Below are 15,129 nucleotides of genomic sequence, written 5' to 3' on the forward strand. Positions count from 1 at the left end.
CGACGGTGTCGGCCGAAGCTGGTAGACCACGCGATGTGGCGGATCGACCCAACATCTTGATGTTCATGCCCGACCAGCTCCGTGCGGACTGTGTTGGTGCATTCGGCAACAGCGTCGCATCGACCCCCAACATCGACGCGCTGGCTGCCGTGGGGGCACGCTTCGACAACGCCTGGTCGCAGGCTTCGGTGTGCACCCAGAGCCGGATCTCCATGTTCACGGGGTGGTACCCGCACTCGAGCGGGCACCGGACCCTGAACAACCTGCTCTCACCGACGGAGCCAAACGTCTTCGGGTCACTGCGCGACGCCGGGTACCACGTGGCACTGGCCGGTTCGCGCGGCGACATGATGGCTCCCGGTGTCACCGAGGCCAGTTGTGATCGGTTCGGCTACACGGTCAGGCCCGCCCTGGCCGATGTGGGCGCGTGGCATGCGGGGGTCGTCCCGCAGGACTCGCCCATGCGGGCGGCCTTCTACGGTGGTGGCCTGGCCCATGACCTGCTCGACCTCGACGAGGCGCAGACGCGCACGGCGGTCGACTGGCTCACCGAAGGCCTGCCGGAGCCCTGGTGCCTGCTGGTGGCACTGGTGTACCCACACCCGCCCTTCACAGTCGGCGAGCCGTGGTTCTCCATGCACGACAGGGCAGCGGTGCCGTCTCCGCTGGCACCGGCGGCAGGCAAGCCCCGCTACCACGAGGCGATACGCGACTCCTACCGGTTGGACCGGTTGACCGACGCCGACTGGGCTGAACTGATCGCCACGTACTACGGAATGGTGAGCCGGGTGGATGACCAGCTGGGTCGTGTGATGACGGCCCTGGATGACTCGGGCCATGACGAGCGCACGGCGGTGTTCTTCTTCACTGATCATGGCGAATGGCTCGGCGACTTCGGTCTGGTGGAGAAATGGCCCGCCGCCCTCGACGACTCGCTGGTGCGCAACCCGTTGTTGGTGCGTCTGCCTGGCGCGCCCGCGGGCCGGGTCGTCGACTCCATGGCCGAGATGGTCGACGTGAGCGCCACCGTGCACGACCTTGCCGGTATCGAGGCCGGCTACACCTGCTTCGGCCGGTCACTCGTGCCGGTGGCATCGGGCGAGACCGACAGGCACCGAGACCTGGCCTTCAGCGAAGGCGGCTTCGATCCCGGCGAGGAGCCGGTACTCGAGGAGCGCATCGACGGCGACTACGAGCGCAAGGTCTCGCTGATGCACGACGACATCACCTTGTGCGGCAAGGCGGTGGCTGTCCGCTCGAAGGACTGGACCTATGTACTGCGCCGCCACGACACCGACGAGCTGTATGACCGTGCGACCGATCCGGCGGAGACCACCAACCTCATCGACGCCGCCGATCACCAGGACGTGGTCACCTCTATGCGCGGCCACATCCTCGACTGGCTGCTGGAGACCTCGGGTGTCGTGCCCTGGGACAAGGACTCCCGCTTCGACGATGCCCTCACGGCAACCTGGTTGGGCTGAACCCCGGCGCGGCGACCCAGGGTCTGATCAGGTCTGGTCGACGACGATCGGCTGGAGGCGGAAGTAGGTGGCAGTGCGCCAGAGCCACTCCACGGGACCGAAACGGAAACGCTCGAGCCAGGCAGTTGACCACCAGAGTTCGAGCGCCCACACCACCACCACGAACGCGAGGGCTGTGGTGCGCGATGCATCGAACGCACCCAGCGCAACGCTGAACACCGCCAGGCCCAGCCCGGTCTGCGCCAGGTAGTTGGTCAGTGCCATTCGCCCGACCGCCCTGATCCGCAGGCGCGCGGGCGAGTCCGGCGCTGCGTTCCACAGCGTGATCACGCCCAGGTAGCCGAGCACCATCGGAATGGTGGCCAGGGAGTTGGGAACGCTGCCCACCAATGCGACGTCGATCGACCAGCCGTCGACAGCCATCCATGCCGCACCGGCGACCGCCAGTGGGATGCCGATGCCCAGCCCCCACCCCGCGAGGCGCCGGTAGAAGGCTGCCGGCCTGGTGCCGTTGAGCACCCCGAGTCGGTACAGGGCCGCGCCAATGAGCATCATGCCGAGCGCCCGGGCGAAGAAGTCGACGAGCAATGCCAGCCCGACCTCGTCGGACGGCTCCGCCTCCGGGTCCGCGGCCTGCACCCACACGTTGGCCAGGTCCGAGGGTTCGTCGACAGTCGCCTGTGCGATCGTGTTGGCGATGGGCGCTACCAGGAAGACGGCCGCACCCGTCAGCACCAGTAGTGCGGGGGGCAGCTTGCGCACGAGTATGAGGATCGGGGCGCACAGCGCGTAGACGATCAGCACGTCGCCTTCCCACAGCCAGGCGTGGAACAGGCCGATGCCGAGCAACAGCACATTGCGCCAGATGCTCAGCAGCACCGGGTGCACCCGCTTGGCGGCGGCCCGGTCGGCGAACAGGACGATCCCTGCGCCGAACAGCATGGAGAAAAGACCCATGAACTTCTGGTCGACGAACACTTCGCCGAGCAGCCCGATCGCCCGGTCGAGGGCGTTGTTGGAACCAGCCGAGTCGACGTTGAAGTAGGCGGGATCGACCAGCGCGTAGCTGACCACGTTCATCGGCAGGATGCCGAGCACGGCCACCCCCCGAACGGCATCGAGGTTGGTGATGCGTGCCCCGGGCTGTGTGGGGCCGCGTCCCCGCGGCGTGCTGGAGGGGAGCGACATGTGTCCCAGTGTGGCGTCGATCAGGGTAGGGGCGGTGCGGCTTCCCGGATCATGTCCGCGAACTGGCCGCCGACGATGTACTTGGTGTGCTCGATGCGCTCGGCGAACAGCCAGCGGTCAGTCGAGCGCACGTAGCGGTCCTGGTACACCGCGCCCACGTCGACGATCTCGGGTTTGCCCTCCCACTCCACGCCGTTGCGGTTGAACACGTGCACGCGTCCTGTGGCGTTGTCGTCATCGGCGAAGTCGATCTCATGGGTCGAGATGGAATGCAGGCACCACCTGAACGCCGCCATGGCATCGGGCATCCATGCCGCCAGCTCGGCCGGGTTGCCGGCAATGCCGCCGGCTGACACGTAGTCGATCCGCGCGTCGGCGGTGAACAGCGCCTCCCACCGTGCCCAGTCGCGGTCGTCGACCGAGTGTGCGTAGGCGGCCACAAGTCCCTGGATCGCGATGGTGTCCACGAGGCGGGCTGGACCTGGAACCTGTCCGTCTGAGTGCTGGGTGTCGGCCATCTGTCATCCCCCGGTGTGGCTTGCCGGCCTCTGCATTCGGCAGGCAGCTGGTGCAGCGATCCTAGGCAGCCCTGCGCCGCCCGAGTTCCACGCGATGCCCCAGGTGAGGTCCATGCGAGATCGCCGTGGGGTCGCCTCACTACCGTGTCGGCGTGCACGACCTTGTCTGGTATGTCGCCTACGGCTCCAACAAGGTGGCCGGCCGGCTCGCCTGCTACCTGGAAGGTGGCCGTCCGGAGGGCTCACGACGGACCTACCGCGGAGCGCGCGACCGAAGCCTGCCGCGGCGCTCACTGAACCTGCAGATCACGCACCGCATGTTCTTCGCAGGTGAGAGCCCGGTGTGGGGTGGCGGCGTCGCGTTCATCGACATCGCGCCCGATCCCGGTGCCGACACCGACTGCGTGTCGTGGCTGATCACACTCGAGCAGCTGAGCGATCTCGTGGCCCAGGAGTGTGGCGGAGAGGCGCCCGGCCCCGACCTGGCGCGGCTGCCCGACCCGGGTGAGGCGATGGTGGTGGCGCAGGGCCGCTACGACACACTGCTCGGCCTGGGCCCGATCGATGGGGTGGCTGCTGTGCTGGTGACATCCTCCGATCCGCCGGCGCTGAGTGACCCGTCGCCTGCATACCTGGAACTGGTCGAGCGCAGCGCCTGACTTGCCGTCGTGACGGGTCGCCCGGTCTGACAGACTCCCCCGATGCGATCGGTGGTGGTCACAGGTGCGGCCGGAGGTCTCGGCTCTGCAACTGCGCGGCAGCTGGCCAACAACGGGTGGTCGGTGTTCGCCGCCGACCTCGAATCCGACGTCCTCGAACGGCTCGGCCACCGGCGCGGGATCGAAGCCGTTGTCACCGATGTGACCGACCAGGCATCCGTCGCCGCTCTCGCCGATACGGTGCTGGTTGCCACCGGCGGGCACCTCGATGCGGTGGTCAACTTCGCGGGCGTGCTCGAGATCGGCTCGATGGCCGAGATGCCCGAGGCGCCGCTGCGGCGAGTGGTCGACATCAACGTCTTCGGCACCTGGCGTGTCAACCGGACCTTGTTCGACCAGCTCGTCGCGGCCCGCGGGCGCATCGTCAACATCTCATCGGAGACCGGTTGGCAGAGCGGCGGACCATTCAACGGTGCGTACGCCCTGAGCAAGCACGCGATAGAGGCCTACAGCGACTCACTGCGCCGGGAGGCCTCGTTGGTGGGGGTCCGTGTCGTGAAGGTACAACCCGGTCCGTTTCGCACGTCCATGGTCGAGTCGGTCGAACGCCGATTTGCCGCTGCCTCGGCTGCTTCGCGCTGGTTCGGTGCGGAGCTGCGTCGCACGGGCGAGTTGGCGGCGGGTGAAGAGGGCCGGGCCCATCCGCCCGTCGAGTTGGCCGAGGTCGTGTACGAAGCTCTGACCGCACGCCGCCCGAAAGTGGCCTATTCGGTGTACCCGGCGCGCAGCCGGGTGTGGCTCGAACGCATGCCGACCCGGCTCGCTGATGCAGCGATCAAGGCGGCGCTGACCGGTCGCAGGCGGCGTCGTTGACTTGATGCGGCGCATTCGGGAGACCGTCGGCGGTGCAGCCGCCCGACACAGTTGTTGAGAACCAGAGGTGAATGAGATGTCCGAGACCGAGGGTGCAGTACTGGTCGATGATCCGGCGCCGGGAGTGCGGCGGATCACACTGAACCGCCCAGACAAGCGCAACGCGCTCAACCATGCCGTGCGCGGTGGTGTGATCGACGCGCTGCGGGAAGCCGACGACGATCCCGAGGTGTCGGTGAGCATCATCCGGGGAGCGGGCGACTGCTTCTCGGCGGGCTACGAACTCGGCGACGGCAACGAGGGCCTCGAGATGCCGCACTTCACCCCAGGAGGGGAAGGGCAGTGGCCCCGCCATGTCACCGACGCCTGGATGGGAATCTGGGACTTGGCCAAGCCGGTGATCGCCCAGGTGCACGGTTGGTGCCTGGCGGGAGGAAGCGAACTCGCGACCGGATGCGACCTGGTCTACGTGGCCGACGATGCGCGCATCGGGTATCCCGCGGTGCGTTTCGGGGTTCCCGACATGCAGTTCCACGCATGGTTCATGGGCATGCGTGCCGCAATGGAGATGATGCTGACCGGCGACTGGGTGTCGGGTGACGAGGCGGTGCGCCTCGGTTGGGCCAACCGTGCCTTTCCCGAGGCGTCACTCGATGACGAGGTCCTGGCCGTGGCCGGGCGGATCACCAACGTGCCCTCCGATGTGGCGCAGCTCAACAAGCGCACTGTGCACAGGGCGATGGAGGTGATGGGGCTGCGCACGGCGATCCGCGCCGGCACGGAGATCTGTGCGCTCGGTATCCACACCGAGACGATGGCGGACTTCATCGGGCGTGCGCGCGGCGGCGAGGGCCTTACCGGGGCCTTGACCGAGCGCGACGAACCGTTCGGCGACTACCGCGCCGGGGAGGCGTAGGACCAATGGGCAGCCGTCCGGTCGCGCTGGTCACGGGCGCCGGCCGCGGGATCGGCCGCGGAATCTGCGCCGAGTTCGCGGCCCGGGGTTACGAGGTGCTCGGCGGCATCCGCCGTGAGCCCGACGAGCCGCTGCCCGATGGCGTGTCGGCAGTGCGCCTCGACGTCACGGATCCCGACCCGGGCGTGATCCCGCGGCGGTTGGACGCGCTCGTCAACAACGCCGGTGTCGATCCGGACAACCTTCCGCTCGAGATGGTGCAGGCCGCGCAGTGGCGCCAGGTGCTGGAGACCAACGTGGTCGGGCTGGCGGAGGTGACGCGCATGGCGTTGCCCTCGCTGCGCGCCGGCGATGACTCAGTTGTGTGCAACATCACCTCCGCGGGCCTGGCGGTGCCGATGCCCTTCTTCTCGCTGTACCGCGCATCGAAGGCTGCGGTTGCGGCGATCTCGGAGTCACTGGCCATCGAGCTAGCGCCGCAGGGCATCCGCGTGATCGAGGTGCTGCCCGGACCGGTCGAGACCGACATGCTCGCCGGATCGGCGACTGACCCGGCGAGGATCGGCGAGGGTGACTATGCCGCGCTGGCCGAAGTCGTGGCCCGGTTGCGGCCTGCGACCGACGACCGCGCGGTGCCCGTTGCGTCCGCCGCAGCGTCGATCGTGGATGCCATCGAGGAGGCTCGCGCGCAGCGGCCCGGCGGCGTGCCCCTGCGCCACACCTGTGACGACGTGGGTGCCGAGGTCGTTCGTCCCTGGCAGCAGGCCCCCGACGAGGACCACATCGCGGCCTACCGAGGTGTGTTCACGATCGACTGACGTCGTTCAGTTGCCGGCGGGCTCCGGGTCGGCTGCCATGTCGGAGGTATCTGCCGTCTCGGAGTCGTCGTCGCCATCGGGGTCGGGCTCACCCCCGGTGAACTCGTCGTACAGCTCCGGTGGGAACACATCACCGTCGGTCAGCTTGGCGAGGATGTACCGGCCGTACTCCTTGCCGGTGGCGATGATCGGCACGACCAGCACCGCACCCACCAGGCCGCCCACCTGCACGCCTACCAGCAGCCCGATTATCACAGTGGCCGGCGACAGCTTCACTGCCCGCCCCGTGATGAACGGAGCCACCAGGTTGGACTGCAACTGAACGACGATCAGGTAGAGCGCCACGATCAGCAGGGCGAAGGTGAGGTTGCTCCAGTCGAGCTTCGAAGAGCCGAGCGCCAGCGCGGCGATCACCGCGGGTATCGCGGCGAGGATCGGTCCGAAAGTGGGGATCATGTTGAGCACGCCGAGTATGAGCGCGAACACGAACGCGCCCGGCAGGCCCACCAACCACAACACGAGCCACATCAACAGGCCGACTATGAGGCTGTTGAGCAATTGCCCGTAGAGGTAGCCACGCCAGATGCTCAGGGTTCTCTGGCCGAGGCGCTGGGCGTCACCGACGTAGCTGTCGGGCAACGAGCGGAACAGGGAGTTGCGGAACTTGGTGCTGTCGGCATTGAGGTATATGGCCACGAGCACCGTGATCACACCGGACATGAATGCGGCGAGCAGGCTGGAGCCGAGTGCTCCGACCGATGAGGTCAGCCCACCGAACAGGCTCTGCAACTGGTCCGAGTCGAGCGCGAAACGCTTGCTGTCCTCCTCCTTGGAGCTGTCGTCGCTCCCGGATCCCGAGTTGTCCGAGGACCCCGAGTCGTTGGATGAACCCGAATCGGAAGAACCGGAACCGGAGTCCGACGACTTGTCGCCGTCCTGGTTCAGGTCCTCGAGTAGCGGATCCACGGTCTCGGACAAGTCGATCGTGTAGCCGGCGATCTTGATCTCGCGGACGTCGTTCAGGAAGTCCTCGGCTGTGGATCGCAGCGACTGCTCGGCCTCGTCGATGTCGATCTCGGACACTGCGCCGACGATGCCGTCGACCACGAGGAAGCTCATTGCCGAGATGCCGATGAACACGGCGAAGTAGGTGACCAACAGAGCGAGGACCCGCGGCACCTTCAGCCGGAAGTGCAGGAAGCGGATGGCGGGCGCGATGAGGAACGCGATCAGGCCGGCGAGTGCAGCCACGGCCAGCACGTTGCGGCTGATGTAGACCACCAGCAACACCACGACGGCGAATGACACCGCCACGATGTTCTTGGTCTGGGGGCTCCACCGCGGTGACTCCGGCTCCAGATGGCCGGGCGGATGACGTCGCTGCTGGAGCCCGGTCAGCAGCGTCTGCGGTTGCTCCTCGTTGTGGACCTCTCCCGGTCCTGCATCGTCATTTCCGGAGCCTTCGGTCGGCGTGGGCTCGTTCTCGTCGTCGGCCATTGGCGTCACCTCGCTGCGCTGGTACCCCTAAACGCTGCCCGCTGGGGGGCCGAAACGGGTGGACCGTCAGGGCATCGGGCGGCCGGTGCTGCGGTGCCGGCCGTGGACTCCACGGCGATCGCGACCTAGTCTCACTTGCGGAACGCTGTTCCGCTGACCGATACACGCCCGGTACGGGCGTCACCGAGCACCAGGGGTAAGGCAATGGCCGGCATGCAGAACTACATCGGACACCGGGCCAAGATCGGCGTGATCATCCCGTCCACCAACACTGCGGTCGAGTACGACCTGCAGAAGCTGGCCGCAGCGGGCCTGCGCGGAGTCACATGGCATCCCGGCCGGTTCTACGTCGAGCACCAGGACCTGTCCGATGACGACAACTTCCTGCACTTCCTCGACCTGATCCGCCAGACCATCCCGCTGTCGGTGCGCGACGTGATGACCTGCAACCCCACCCACGTGATGATGGGCATGTCAGCGGAGACTTTCTGGGGAGGCATCGAGGGAAACGAAGCGTTCATCCAGCGTGTCCAGGAACAGATAGGCGACCTCGGGCTCACCATGGGAGCCAACGCCGTGCTCGAGGCGCTCGACAAGCTCGGAGACATCAAGAAGATCAGCGTGCTCACGCCCTACCAGCCGGTGGGCGACGAGAACGTCGTTAAGTTCTTCACCGAATCGGGATACGACATAGGTGAGGTCTACGGGCTGCGGTGTGAGAACACCACTGATGCGATCGCCGGTACCCCGTTCTCCGATGTGTTCGAGGCAGTCCAGAAGATCGACGGCCCAGACGTGGACGCGATCGTGCAGGTGGGCACCAACCTGTCCACCGCCGACGTGTTCCCGACGATCGAGAAGATGCTCGAGAAGCCAGTGCTGCCGATCAACCTCGCGACCTCGTGGCAGGCGCTGCGCTCGAGTGGCGTGGATGACCAGTTCGACGGCCTGGGCCGCCTCTTCGAAGAGTTCTGAGCGGCCGGCTCAGGTACGCGGGGTCTCGCCGAGGTCGTCGTTGAAGTTGCGGTACATCTCGTAGATGTCCTTGCACTTCTGACACATGGGTAGCCGCTTGGGGTCGCGGCTCGGCACCCATACGTGACCGCACAGTGCCTCCAGCGGTGTGCCTTCGACGCGTGCGCCCAGCACCTTCGCCGTTGCATCCTCGCCACGCTTGGTCTTCACGATGTGCGCCACCGGTCCGTCCTCGGTTTCGGTGGTTTCCTCGGTGATCGTGGTCGTCGCCGGCGGAGCCATCGTGGGCTCGGCCGTGGGCGCTTCAGTGGTCATCGTCGGTATCCCCTTCGGGTCGCACGCACAGTTTCGCGCCCGCGGTGCCGCAGGAACAGCCGCTCAGTGAAGTTGGCACCGGTAGACCGTCGCATCGGCCTGCCGGTCCACCGACACGACCTGCAGCCCGTGGCGGGCGATGGAGTCGCGCAACAACACGTCGATGAGCGGGGGATCGGCGGCCTGGCCGTCGATCGTGAGCCCGCCCGCCGCCGTGAAGCTCGCCGAGTCGCCGGGTGCCATGCCGTGCACGGTCGAGGCGATCGACTCCATGAGCGCTTCGAGGCTGTTGTCGTCGCCCTGATCGCGTGGGCCGGCCACTTCGGTCCCATCGGCGGTTTCGGCTCGGGCTGCCGCGCGGGCCTGCTTGATCCGACGCCACTGCCAGGCGGCGACCGGCGCCATTATCAACAGGGCGATGACGAATGACCGCACGAGCACTCCGGAGTTGGCCTGGTCGGTCCCAGTGGCGTTTCCGAGTGCCGCCAGGATCGTCGCCGGCTGTGCAGGCAGGGTCGTCATCGAGCACAAGCTATGGCGCGCCGTGCGGCTACCGTGATTCCGATGGACACCCAGGATGCAGCCCGCCTCGAGGAGTTCGAGTCCGACATCGCCGCTGTCGCCTCGGCGATGGAGACGGTCGATCGCATCGTCGCGGAATCCGACGGGGGTGAGTCCGCCGCGGCCGAGATCCGCGCCGTCGTGTCGACTGAGCGCTTCCCGATCGAGTCCGACGCCCAACTGGAACTCCAGCCACAATCCCACCCGGAGCAGGCGCCACACCCGGAGCAGGCGCCCGGGCCGCGGGTGCAGCCGGACACGCCCTAGAGCTGGTCGGGGATCGTCTCCTCGATCAGCAGGTGGACGCGCTCGCCCAGCATCCAGCCGCCGTCGTCGCGAACCAGCCACCGGCCCCCCAGGTTCGCTAGCCGTTCCCACTCGGCACCCAGGGTGCGCTCGATCGCGTACACGATCCCGGCGTGGGCCACGGCGAGCACGTGGTCCCCGGCTCCGCTGAGTGCGATGGCATCGAGGGCAGCAAAGGCGCGCTGTTCGACCAGCGAGTCGTCCTCCCATCCCGGCGGCCGCTTCTCGGCGGCCAGGAAGCCCGGGAACGCCTCCTCGATCTCTGCGCGCGTGAGGCCTTGCCACTCCCCGGCGTGGCGTTCCATCAGCCCGTCCACGACCACGACCGGGCCGATCCCGATGTCGTCCGCGATGATCGCCGCGGTCGTCGCGGCACGACGAAGCGGCGATGCGAAGATCGCGTCCACGGCTCCCACGGCTCGGGCAGCCTGGCCCGCCTGTTGCCGGCCGAGGTCGGTCAACTCTGGGTCGGCCTGGCCCTGCCATCGGCCCGCCGCGTTCCATTCAGATTGGCCGTGCCTGACCAGCAGGACGTTCGTCACGGCGAGCACCCTACAGGTGAGCCCGGCGGAACCACAGGTGCGACGGACGCCTTTACGAGCGCCACGATCCTCTAACCTCCGCGCGTGCCCGTAGTGCTGCTGTTCGCCCAGGCCCGCGAGGCCGCTGGATCCGCGTCGGTCCGGGTCGAGGGTTCGACTGTCCGGGAGGTCACCTCCGCCCTCGCCGCGCGGTACGGCACGGAGATGGAACAGGTCGTGGCCGCAAGCAGGATCTGGCGCAACGGAGATCCTGTTGCCCCCGACGACGAGGTTGCCGACGACGACGAGGTTGCCGTCCTGCCGCCGGTGTCGGGGGGCTGAGGTGGCATCGCGCGAGGGCGGGTCCGGTTCCAGGCAGCCCGTCGCCGAGGGGTCGGGCAAGTCCAGGGCGAAGAAGAAGCCCGTCAAGTCAAAGAAGAAGCCCGTCAAGGAGAAGAAGAAGTCGTCGAAGCCGGCCAGGTCGGCCGGGGGTTCCAACGGCGGTGAGGCACAGGCCGCCGACGCCGGCAACGCCAAGGTGGTCAGGCGCAACCGCGGCGACCAGGAAGTGCGGCGGCTGCTCGCCCGGCCCGACATCCAGGGGCCACGGGTGAAGTTGGGCGTGCTGTGGTTCGTTGCCGCGGTGGCATCGGTCCTCCTGGGGCGCTGGACCGTGCTCGGCCTGTGGTCGGTTGCTGCCGCCGTGGCTGCCTGGCAGGTCACCAAGGTCTGGGCCGGGCAACCCCGCGCATCGAAGCTGCCCGGTTGGGGACCTGCTGCATCGGCGGTGACCGCCGTCGTGTGCGTAGCCGGCGCCGGACTGGGCACCGCCTTGGGCGGCATCGCGCTGATGACGGCGCCGCTGCTGCTGGTGATCGTGGTCACGGTTTCGGGGCGCAAGCCGGCCGCTGCCGGGGCAGCGGTGATCGGCGCCGTGCTCGCCGCAATACCAGCGATGTCCATCGTGCTTGTGGCCCGCGACGAGCAGTGGGCGGCGCTGTTCCTCGTGGTGGCGGTGTCGTTCTACGACGCCGGCTACTTCATCGGTGCGGCCGAGTCATCGAGCCGGCTCGAGGGTCCGGTGACGGGAGCGATCGGCCTTCTGGCGGTGACTTTCGCCGCATCCGCGTTCGAGGCCCAGCCATTCGACCGGGCGACCGCGTGGATAGTGGGCGCAGTGATGGTGCTGGCATGCCCGCTCGGCCAGATGCTGGTGTCGGCCGAGTTGCCGGCCGCCACCTCCCGGGCAGGGGCGATGAGGCGCCTCGACGCCTACCTCGTGTCTGGTCCGCTGATGCTGGCCGCCGTGTGGGCGGTGACCTGAGGTCGCCGGGTCAGGTCAGCAGGTCTTCGACGCCGGCGCCCTGGCGATAGCGCGAGATCAGCTCCGCCTGGACCCGCTCGATGCGCATGTGCAGCCCGGAGCGCGTCTCGCTCAGTTGCCGTTCGATGCCCGAGATGGTCTCGGCGAGGTCGGCCAGCACGTCGGTGTCCATGTCGGCCAGGTTCGACAGGTCCTCCAGTGAGACGGCGTCGTTGAGCTCGGTCAGCAGGTCATCGGCCCATTCCGGTGGCTCGAGGCCGCGGGTTGGCCGTGGCAGGCCCGGCCCCTTGATCCGGTTGCCCAGCGTTTCGGGCATCTCGAGGATCGGGTCGCTGCCCTGGTCGCCCTGGTTCTTGTGCTCGAGCACACCGAGAACGGTGTCGAGCCTGCCCTGCACCACGCGGCGCGCATAGGAGTAGCCGTACTCGACTTCCTGTAGTTGTTCGCGGACCGAGCGCAGGTTGGACATCTCCAACTGGCCCAGGTCCTGGGGCTCGGGATTGTCGATGAGGCTGTCGGGTTCGATCATTTGCGGGCCGTACCTCCGTCGGAACCGGCTGCGGCGGCCGGCTGGAGCGCCGTGCCTGACCCCCCGAGGTTATCGAGCGGTGACGCCGTTGCATCGATGTGGCCCGAATGTCGCTTCGGGCGCCCCCAGGGTCAGTGCGCCGGTCGGCCCTGGTTGTGGGTCCAGGGCGGTACCCTCGATGGTGATGCCCGACGTGAAGGATGACATCGACCGCCGCTGGAACGACCTCGGCGAGTTCATCAGGGAGCAGCGCGCGATCGGTGAGCTGTCGCTGCGGAAGTTGTCCGAGCGCGCCGGTGTGTCCAATCCGTACCTCTCGCAGATCGAACGCGGCCTGCGCCGCCCGTCTGCGGAGATACTCCAGCAGATCGCGCGGGCGCTCGAGATCTCCTCCGAGACCCTCTACGTGCGCGCGGGCATCCTCGACGAGCCGACGGACATCGTCGACCCGGTGGCCGAGATCCGCCGCGACACCCGGATCACCGAGGACCAGAAGAAGACCCTCATCCACATCTACGAGTCGTTCCTGCGCGAGAACGACCTCGAGGAAGCCAGTGCGGTCGATGAGGACCCCGCCGAAGACGTGACGACCCGAACGGGCCGGGAACACGTCGATGCCGCGTCGGACGAGGTAGCCGATCCCGCTGCCGACGACCTCGACGCCGCTGACGACTGACTGGCGGCTTCCTTCGGATCCTGCTGCGAAGCCTCTTCTGGTTGCTTTCCGCTGTTCCTGCGACGTGGCGTACCCTGTGAAACCTGACTACCTCGATCGGGAATAGTCCGGCCTTCCAGGAGTTGGAGCCTTTGTGGGTTCTGTAGCGGTCCTTTCCATGCATACGTCGCCCCTCGTCCAACCGGGCACTGGCGATTCCGGCGGCATGAACGTCTACGTGCGCGAACTGGCGGGTTCACTGGCCCGTGCGGGCGTACCGGTGAAGGTCTACGTGCGCCGGTGGGCTGCCGACCTGCCCGAGCGGATCACCGTCGAGCCGGGCCTCGAGGTCGTGCATGTCGACGCAGGTCCCGTCGATGCACCCAAGGAAGACCTGGCGGACTGGGTCGAGGAGTTCGCCGACGGCGTCGAGGCCGACCTGATCGGCTCCGATGTCGAAGTGCTGCACGCCAACTACTGGCTGTCCGCTGTGGCCGGCCACCGCCTCAAGCACCGGATGTCACTGCCGCTGGTAGCCACCTTCCACACACTCGCCCGGGTCAAGGCAGAGGCCGGTGACATCGAGCCGCTCGCACGTGCGCGCGCAGAGGCGGAGACGATCGGCTGTTGTGACTCGATCTGCGCGTCCAACCCGGTCGAGGCCGACCAGCTCCTCCAGTTCTACGGCGCGGACCCGGCCCGCATCGAGCTCGTACCCCCCGGCGTCGATCATGCGTTCTTCTCCCCTGGTGACCGCGCCGGCGCGAGGGCCGGCCTCGGCCTCGATGACAGGCCGACCATGTTGTTCGTCGGCCGCATCCAGCCGCTCAAGGGACTCACGGTGGCCGTAGAGGCGCTGTCAATGGTCGAGCGGGACGACGCACGACTCGTCGTGGTCGGCGGGCCGTCCGGTCCCGGTGGCGAGGCCGAGGCCGACCGCGTGGAGAAGCTCGTGGCCGAACGCGGCCTCACCGACCGGGTCACCTTCGTGGACCCGCAGCCACATCACGCACTGTCGACCTGGTACCGGTCCGCCGACGTCGTCGTGGTGCCCAGCAGGTCAGAGTCGTTCGGACTGGTGGCACTCGAAGCCGCTGCTTGCGGCGTGCCCGTGGTCGCGGCCGCCGTGGGCGGCCTGCGGACGCTCGTGCGTGACGGCGAGACGGGCTTCCTCGTCGACGGCGCCGACCCCGCGGCGATGGCCGCGGGCGTCGACGAGCTCTTTGCCGACCCCGCCCTGGCGATCCGCATGGGCGAGGCCGCCTCCCGGGATGCATCGCGCTACTCGTGGGCCGGCACAGCGGGCCGCTTGCGCAGGCTCTATGCCGATCTGGCGAGCAACGCCCTGGTGCAGTGCAGCTGAGCAGGCCCCCGAGCCCCGAGGAGTACGAGGCTGCCGCAGCAACGATCGAGCAGTGGCTGGACGGCGAGCTCGACGGCAACCCCGCCGTAGCCGCGGCTCAGCGCGACCCGGACCCCGACGCCCGCCGGTGGATGGTGCGCCTCAACGGCGAGGAGAAGGAGGTCTTCACCGTCTGGCTCGACCTCCGACAACGCTCGCTTCACGCCGAGACCCAACTCGTTCCCGCACCGTTGGAGCCGCCCGAGGCGCTGTGGGAGTACCTGCTGCGCTCGGTCGACCGCCTCCGGTCCGTGGCGCTGTCCATCGGTGCCGAGGAGGCCGTGTACGCACGTATGGAGCTGCCGATCGAGTTCATCGACGCCGCGCAGCTCGACCGTGTGCTCGGATCCCTGCACCAGAGCACCGAGCAGTTGTTCGTGCCCGCCATGCGCCTCGGCTTCGGCGACCGATTCAAGCGCTGACTCCGCGTGTCGCGCCCGGGCTGGGCGCAGCGCCGGGCCGCCGCGCTGTGCGAGGCCTGTCAACGGGCCGCGCGACCCGGTGACAGATGGCGCCCGCGGGCGTACGTTGGCCGACATCGGGGTGCGGGTCCGGCGCCGGGGAAGCAGTCGGACCCGTCCCCCGGTA

At 68.0% G+C, this 15,129-nt stretch carries 19 protein-coding genes; 12 read left to right on the forward strand and 7 right to left on the reverse strand.

Translation table 11 applies throughout. The features are described from left to right. The first annotated feature begins 59 nt into the window (after positions 1-59). Positions 60-1,484, forward strand: a complete 1,425-nt coding sequence (locus GY812_07520; GenBank protein MCP4435328.1) for a sulfatase-like hydrolase/transferase — start codon at positions 60-62, stop codon at positions 1,482-1,484. 27 nt (positions 1,485-1,511) lie between these two features. Here GY812_07520 and GY812_07525 read toward each other — a convergent pair whose 3' ends face one another. Then, a complete protein-coding gene (locus tag GY812_07525) occupies positions 1,512-2,672 on the reverse strand; it encodes a DUF418 domain-containing protein (protein ID MCP4435329.1) in 1,161 nt (386 codons plus the stop codon). Positions 2,673-2,692: 20 nt separating this feature from the next. Next, positions 2,693-3,190 carry a nuclear transport factor 2 family protein gene (locus tag GY812_07530; GenBank protein ID MCP4435330.1) on the reverse strand — a complete coding sequence of 166 codons (498 nt, stop codon included), beginning with the start codon at positions 3,188-3,190 and terminating at the stop codon, positions 2,693-2,695. A gap of 152 nt (positions 3,191-3,342) precedes the next feature. Between GY812_07530 and GY812_07535 the strand changes: the two genes are divergently transcribed. The 4 genes from GY812_07535 to GY812_07550 all read left to right on the forward strand — a co-directional run bounded on the left by GY812_07535 (position 3,343) and on the right by GY812_07550 (position 6,456). Then, positions 3,343-3,849 (forward strand): histone deacetylase, encoded by a 507-nt coding sequence (locus GY812_07535; GenBank protein ID MCP4435331.1) that lies wholly within the window; start codon positions 3,343-3,345, stop codon positions 3,847-3,849. A gap of 42 nt (positions 3,850-3,891) precedes the next feature. Then, positions 3,892-4,722, forward strand: coding sequence for an SDR family NAD(P)-dependent oxidoreductase (locus GY812_07540; protein MCP4435332.1), 831 nt, complete (start codon positions 3,892-3,894; stop codon positions 4,720-4,722). A gap of 76 nt (positions 4,723-4,798) precedes the next feature. Continuing rightward, the gene (locus tag GY812_07545) at positions 4,799-5,638 is read left to right on the forward strand and encodes an enoyl-CoA hydratase (protein ID MCP4435333.1); all 840 of its coding nucleotides are present in this window, start codon (positions 4,799-4,801) and stop codon (positions 5,636-5,638) included. A gap of 5 nt (positions 5,639-5,643) precedes the next feature. Then, positions 5,644-6,456, forward strand: a complete 813-nt coding sequence (locus tag GY812_07550) for an SDR family NAD(P)-dependent oxidoreductase (GenBank protein ID MCP4435334.1) — start codon at positions 5,644-5,646, stop codon at positions 6,454-6,456. A gap of 6 nt (positions 6,457-6,462) precedes the next feature. Here GY812_07550 and GY812_07555 read toward each other — a convergent pair whose 3' ends face one another. Then, positions 6,463-7,953 carry an AI-2E family transporter gene (locus GY812_07555; GenBank protein ID MCP4435335.1) on the reverse strand — a complete coding sequence of 497 codons (1,491 nt, stop codon included), beginning with the start codon at positions 7,951-7,953 and terminating at the stop codon, positions 6,463-6,465. Between the two features lie 213 nt (positions 7,954-8,166). Here GY812_07555 and GY812_07560 point away from each other — a divergent pair, with 213 nt between their 5' ends. Beyond that, the gene (locus tag GY812_07560) at positions 8,167-8,928 is read left to right on the forward strand and encodes an Asp/Glu racemase (GenBank protein ID MCP4435336.1); all 762 of its coding nucleotides are present in this window, start codon (positions 8,167-8,169) and stop codon (positions 8,926-8,928) included. A gap of 9 nt (positions 8,929-8,937) precedes the next feature. Here the strand turns inward: GY812_07560 and GY812_07565 are convergent, their stop codons facing one another. After that, positions 8,938-9,210: a DUF3039 domain-containing protein gene (locus GY812_07565; protein ID MCP4435337.1), complete on the reverse strand. Its 273-nt coding sequence runs from the start codon at positions 9,208-9,210 to the stop codon at positions 8,938-8,940. Positions 9,211-9,306: 96 nt separating this feature from the next. Beyond that, positions 9,307-9,765 carry a hypothetical protein gene (locus GY812_07570; protein ID MCP4435338.1) on the reverse strand — a complete coding sequence of 153 codons (459 nt, stop codon included), beginning with the start codon at positions 9,763-9,765 and terminating at the stop codon, positions 9,307-9,309. A 42-nt stretch (positions 9,766-9,807) separates the two neighbouring features. On the opposite strand from GY812_07570, the gene GY812_07575 reads away from it, so the two are divergent. Continuing rightward, positions 9,808-10,071, forward strand: coding sequence for a hypothetical protein (locus GY812_07575; protein ID MCP4435339.1), 264 nt, complete (start codon positions 9,808-9,810; stop codon positions 10,069-10,071). On the opposite strand, the gene GY812_07580 is transcribed toward GY812_07575, so the two are convergent. Then, positions 10,068-10,652, reverse strand: a complete 585-nt coding sequence (locus GY812_07580) for a histidine phosphatase family protein (protein MCP4435340.1) — start codon at positions 10,650-10,652, stop codon at positions 10,068-10,070. The genes GY812_07575 and GY812_07580 overlap by 4 nt on opposite strands. A gap of 84 nt (positions 10,653-10,736) precedes the next feature. Here GY812_07580 and GY812_07585 point away from each other — a divergent pair, with 84 nt between their 5' ends. Together GY812_07585 and GY812_07590 are read left to right on the forward strand one after the other, a co-directional pair. Next, on the forward strand, positions 10,737-10,973 hold the full coding sequence (locus GY812_07585; protein ID MCP4435341.1) for a MoaD/ThiS family protein: 237 nt from the start codon (positions 10,737-10,739) through the stop codon (positions 10,971-10,973). A gap of 1 nt (position 10,974) precedes the next feature. Next, positions 10,975-11,955 (forward strand): hypothetical protein, encoded by a 981-nt coding sequence (locus GY812_07590; GenBank protein MCP4435342.1) that lies wholly within the window; start codon positions 10,975-10,977, stop codon positions 11,953-11,955. Positions 11,956-11,965: 10 nt separating this feature from the next. Here the strand turns inward: GY812_07590 and GY812_07595 are convergent, their stop codons facing one another. Continuing rightward, positions 11,966-12,484 (reverse strand): hypothetical protein, encoded by a 519-nt coding sequence (locus GY812_07595; GenBank protein ID MCP4435343.1) that lies wholly within the window; start codon positions 12,482-12,484, stop codon positions 11,966-11,968. A 184-nt stretch (positions 12,485-12,668) separates the two neighbouring features. Between GY812_07595 and GY812_07600 the strand changes: the two genes are divergently transcribed. The 3 genes from GY812_07600 (at position 12,669) to GY812_07610 (ending at position 14,963) form a co-directional block, all read left to right on the forward strand. Continuing rightward, positions 12,669-13,160, forward strand: a complete 492-nt coding sequence (locus tag GY812_07600) for a helix-turn-helix domain-containing protein (GenBank protein MCP4435344.1) — start codon at positions 12,669-12,671, stop codon at positions 13,158-13,160. Positions 13,161-13,317: 157 nt separating this feature from the next. Further along, the gene (locus GY812_07605; protein ID MCP4435345.1) at positions 13,318-14,502 is read left to right on the forward strand and encodes a glycosyltransferase; all 1,185 of its coding nucleotides are present in this window, start codon (positions 13,318-13,320) and stop codon (positions 14,500-14,502) included. Further along, entirely contained in the window at positions 14,493-14,963 is a 471-nt protein-coding gene (locus GY812_07610; protein MCP4435346.1) for a hypothetical protein, read from the forward strand. The genes GY812_07605 and GY812_07610 overlap by 10 nt, the downstream gene beginning before the upstream one ends. The last annotated feature ends 166 nt before the right edge of the window (positions 14,964-15,129 follow it).

This window comes from Actinomycetes bacterium, from assembly GCA_024222295.1.
GTDB lineage: Bacteria > Actinomycetota > Acidimicrobiia > Acidimicrobiales > Microtrichaceae > JAAEPF01.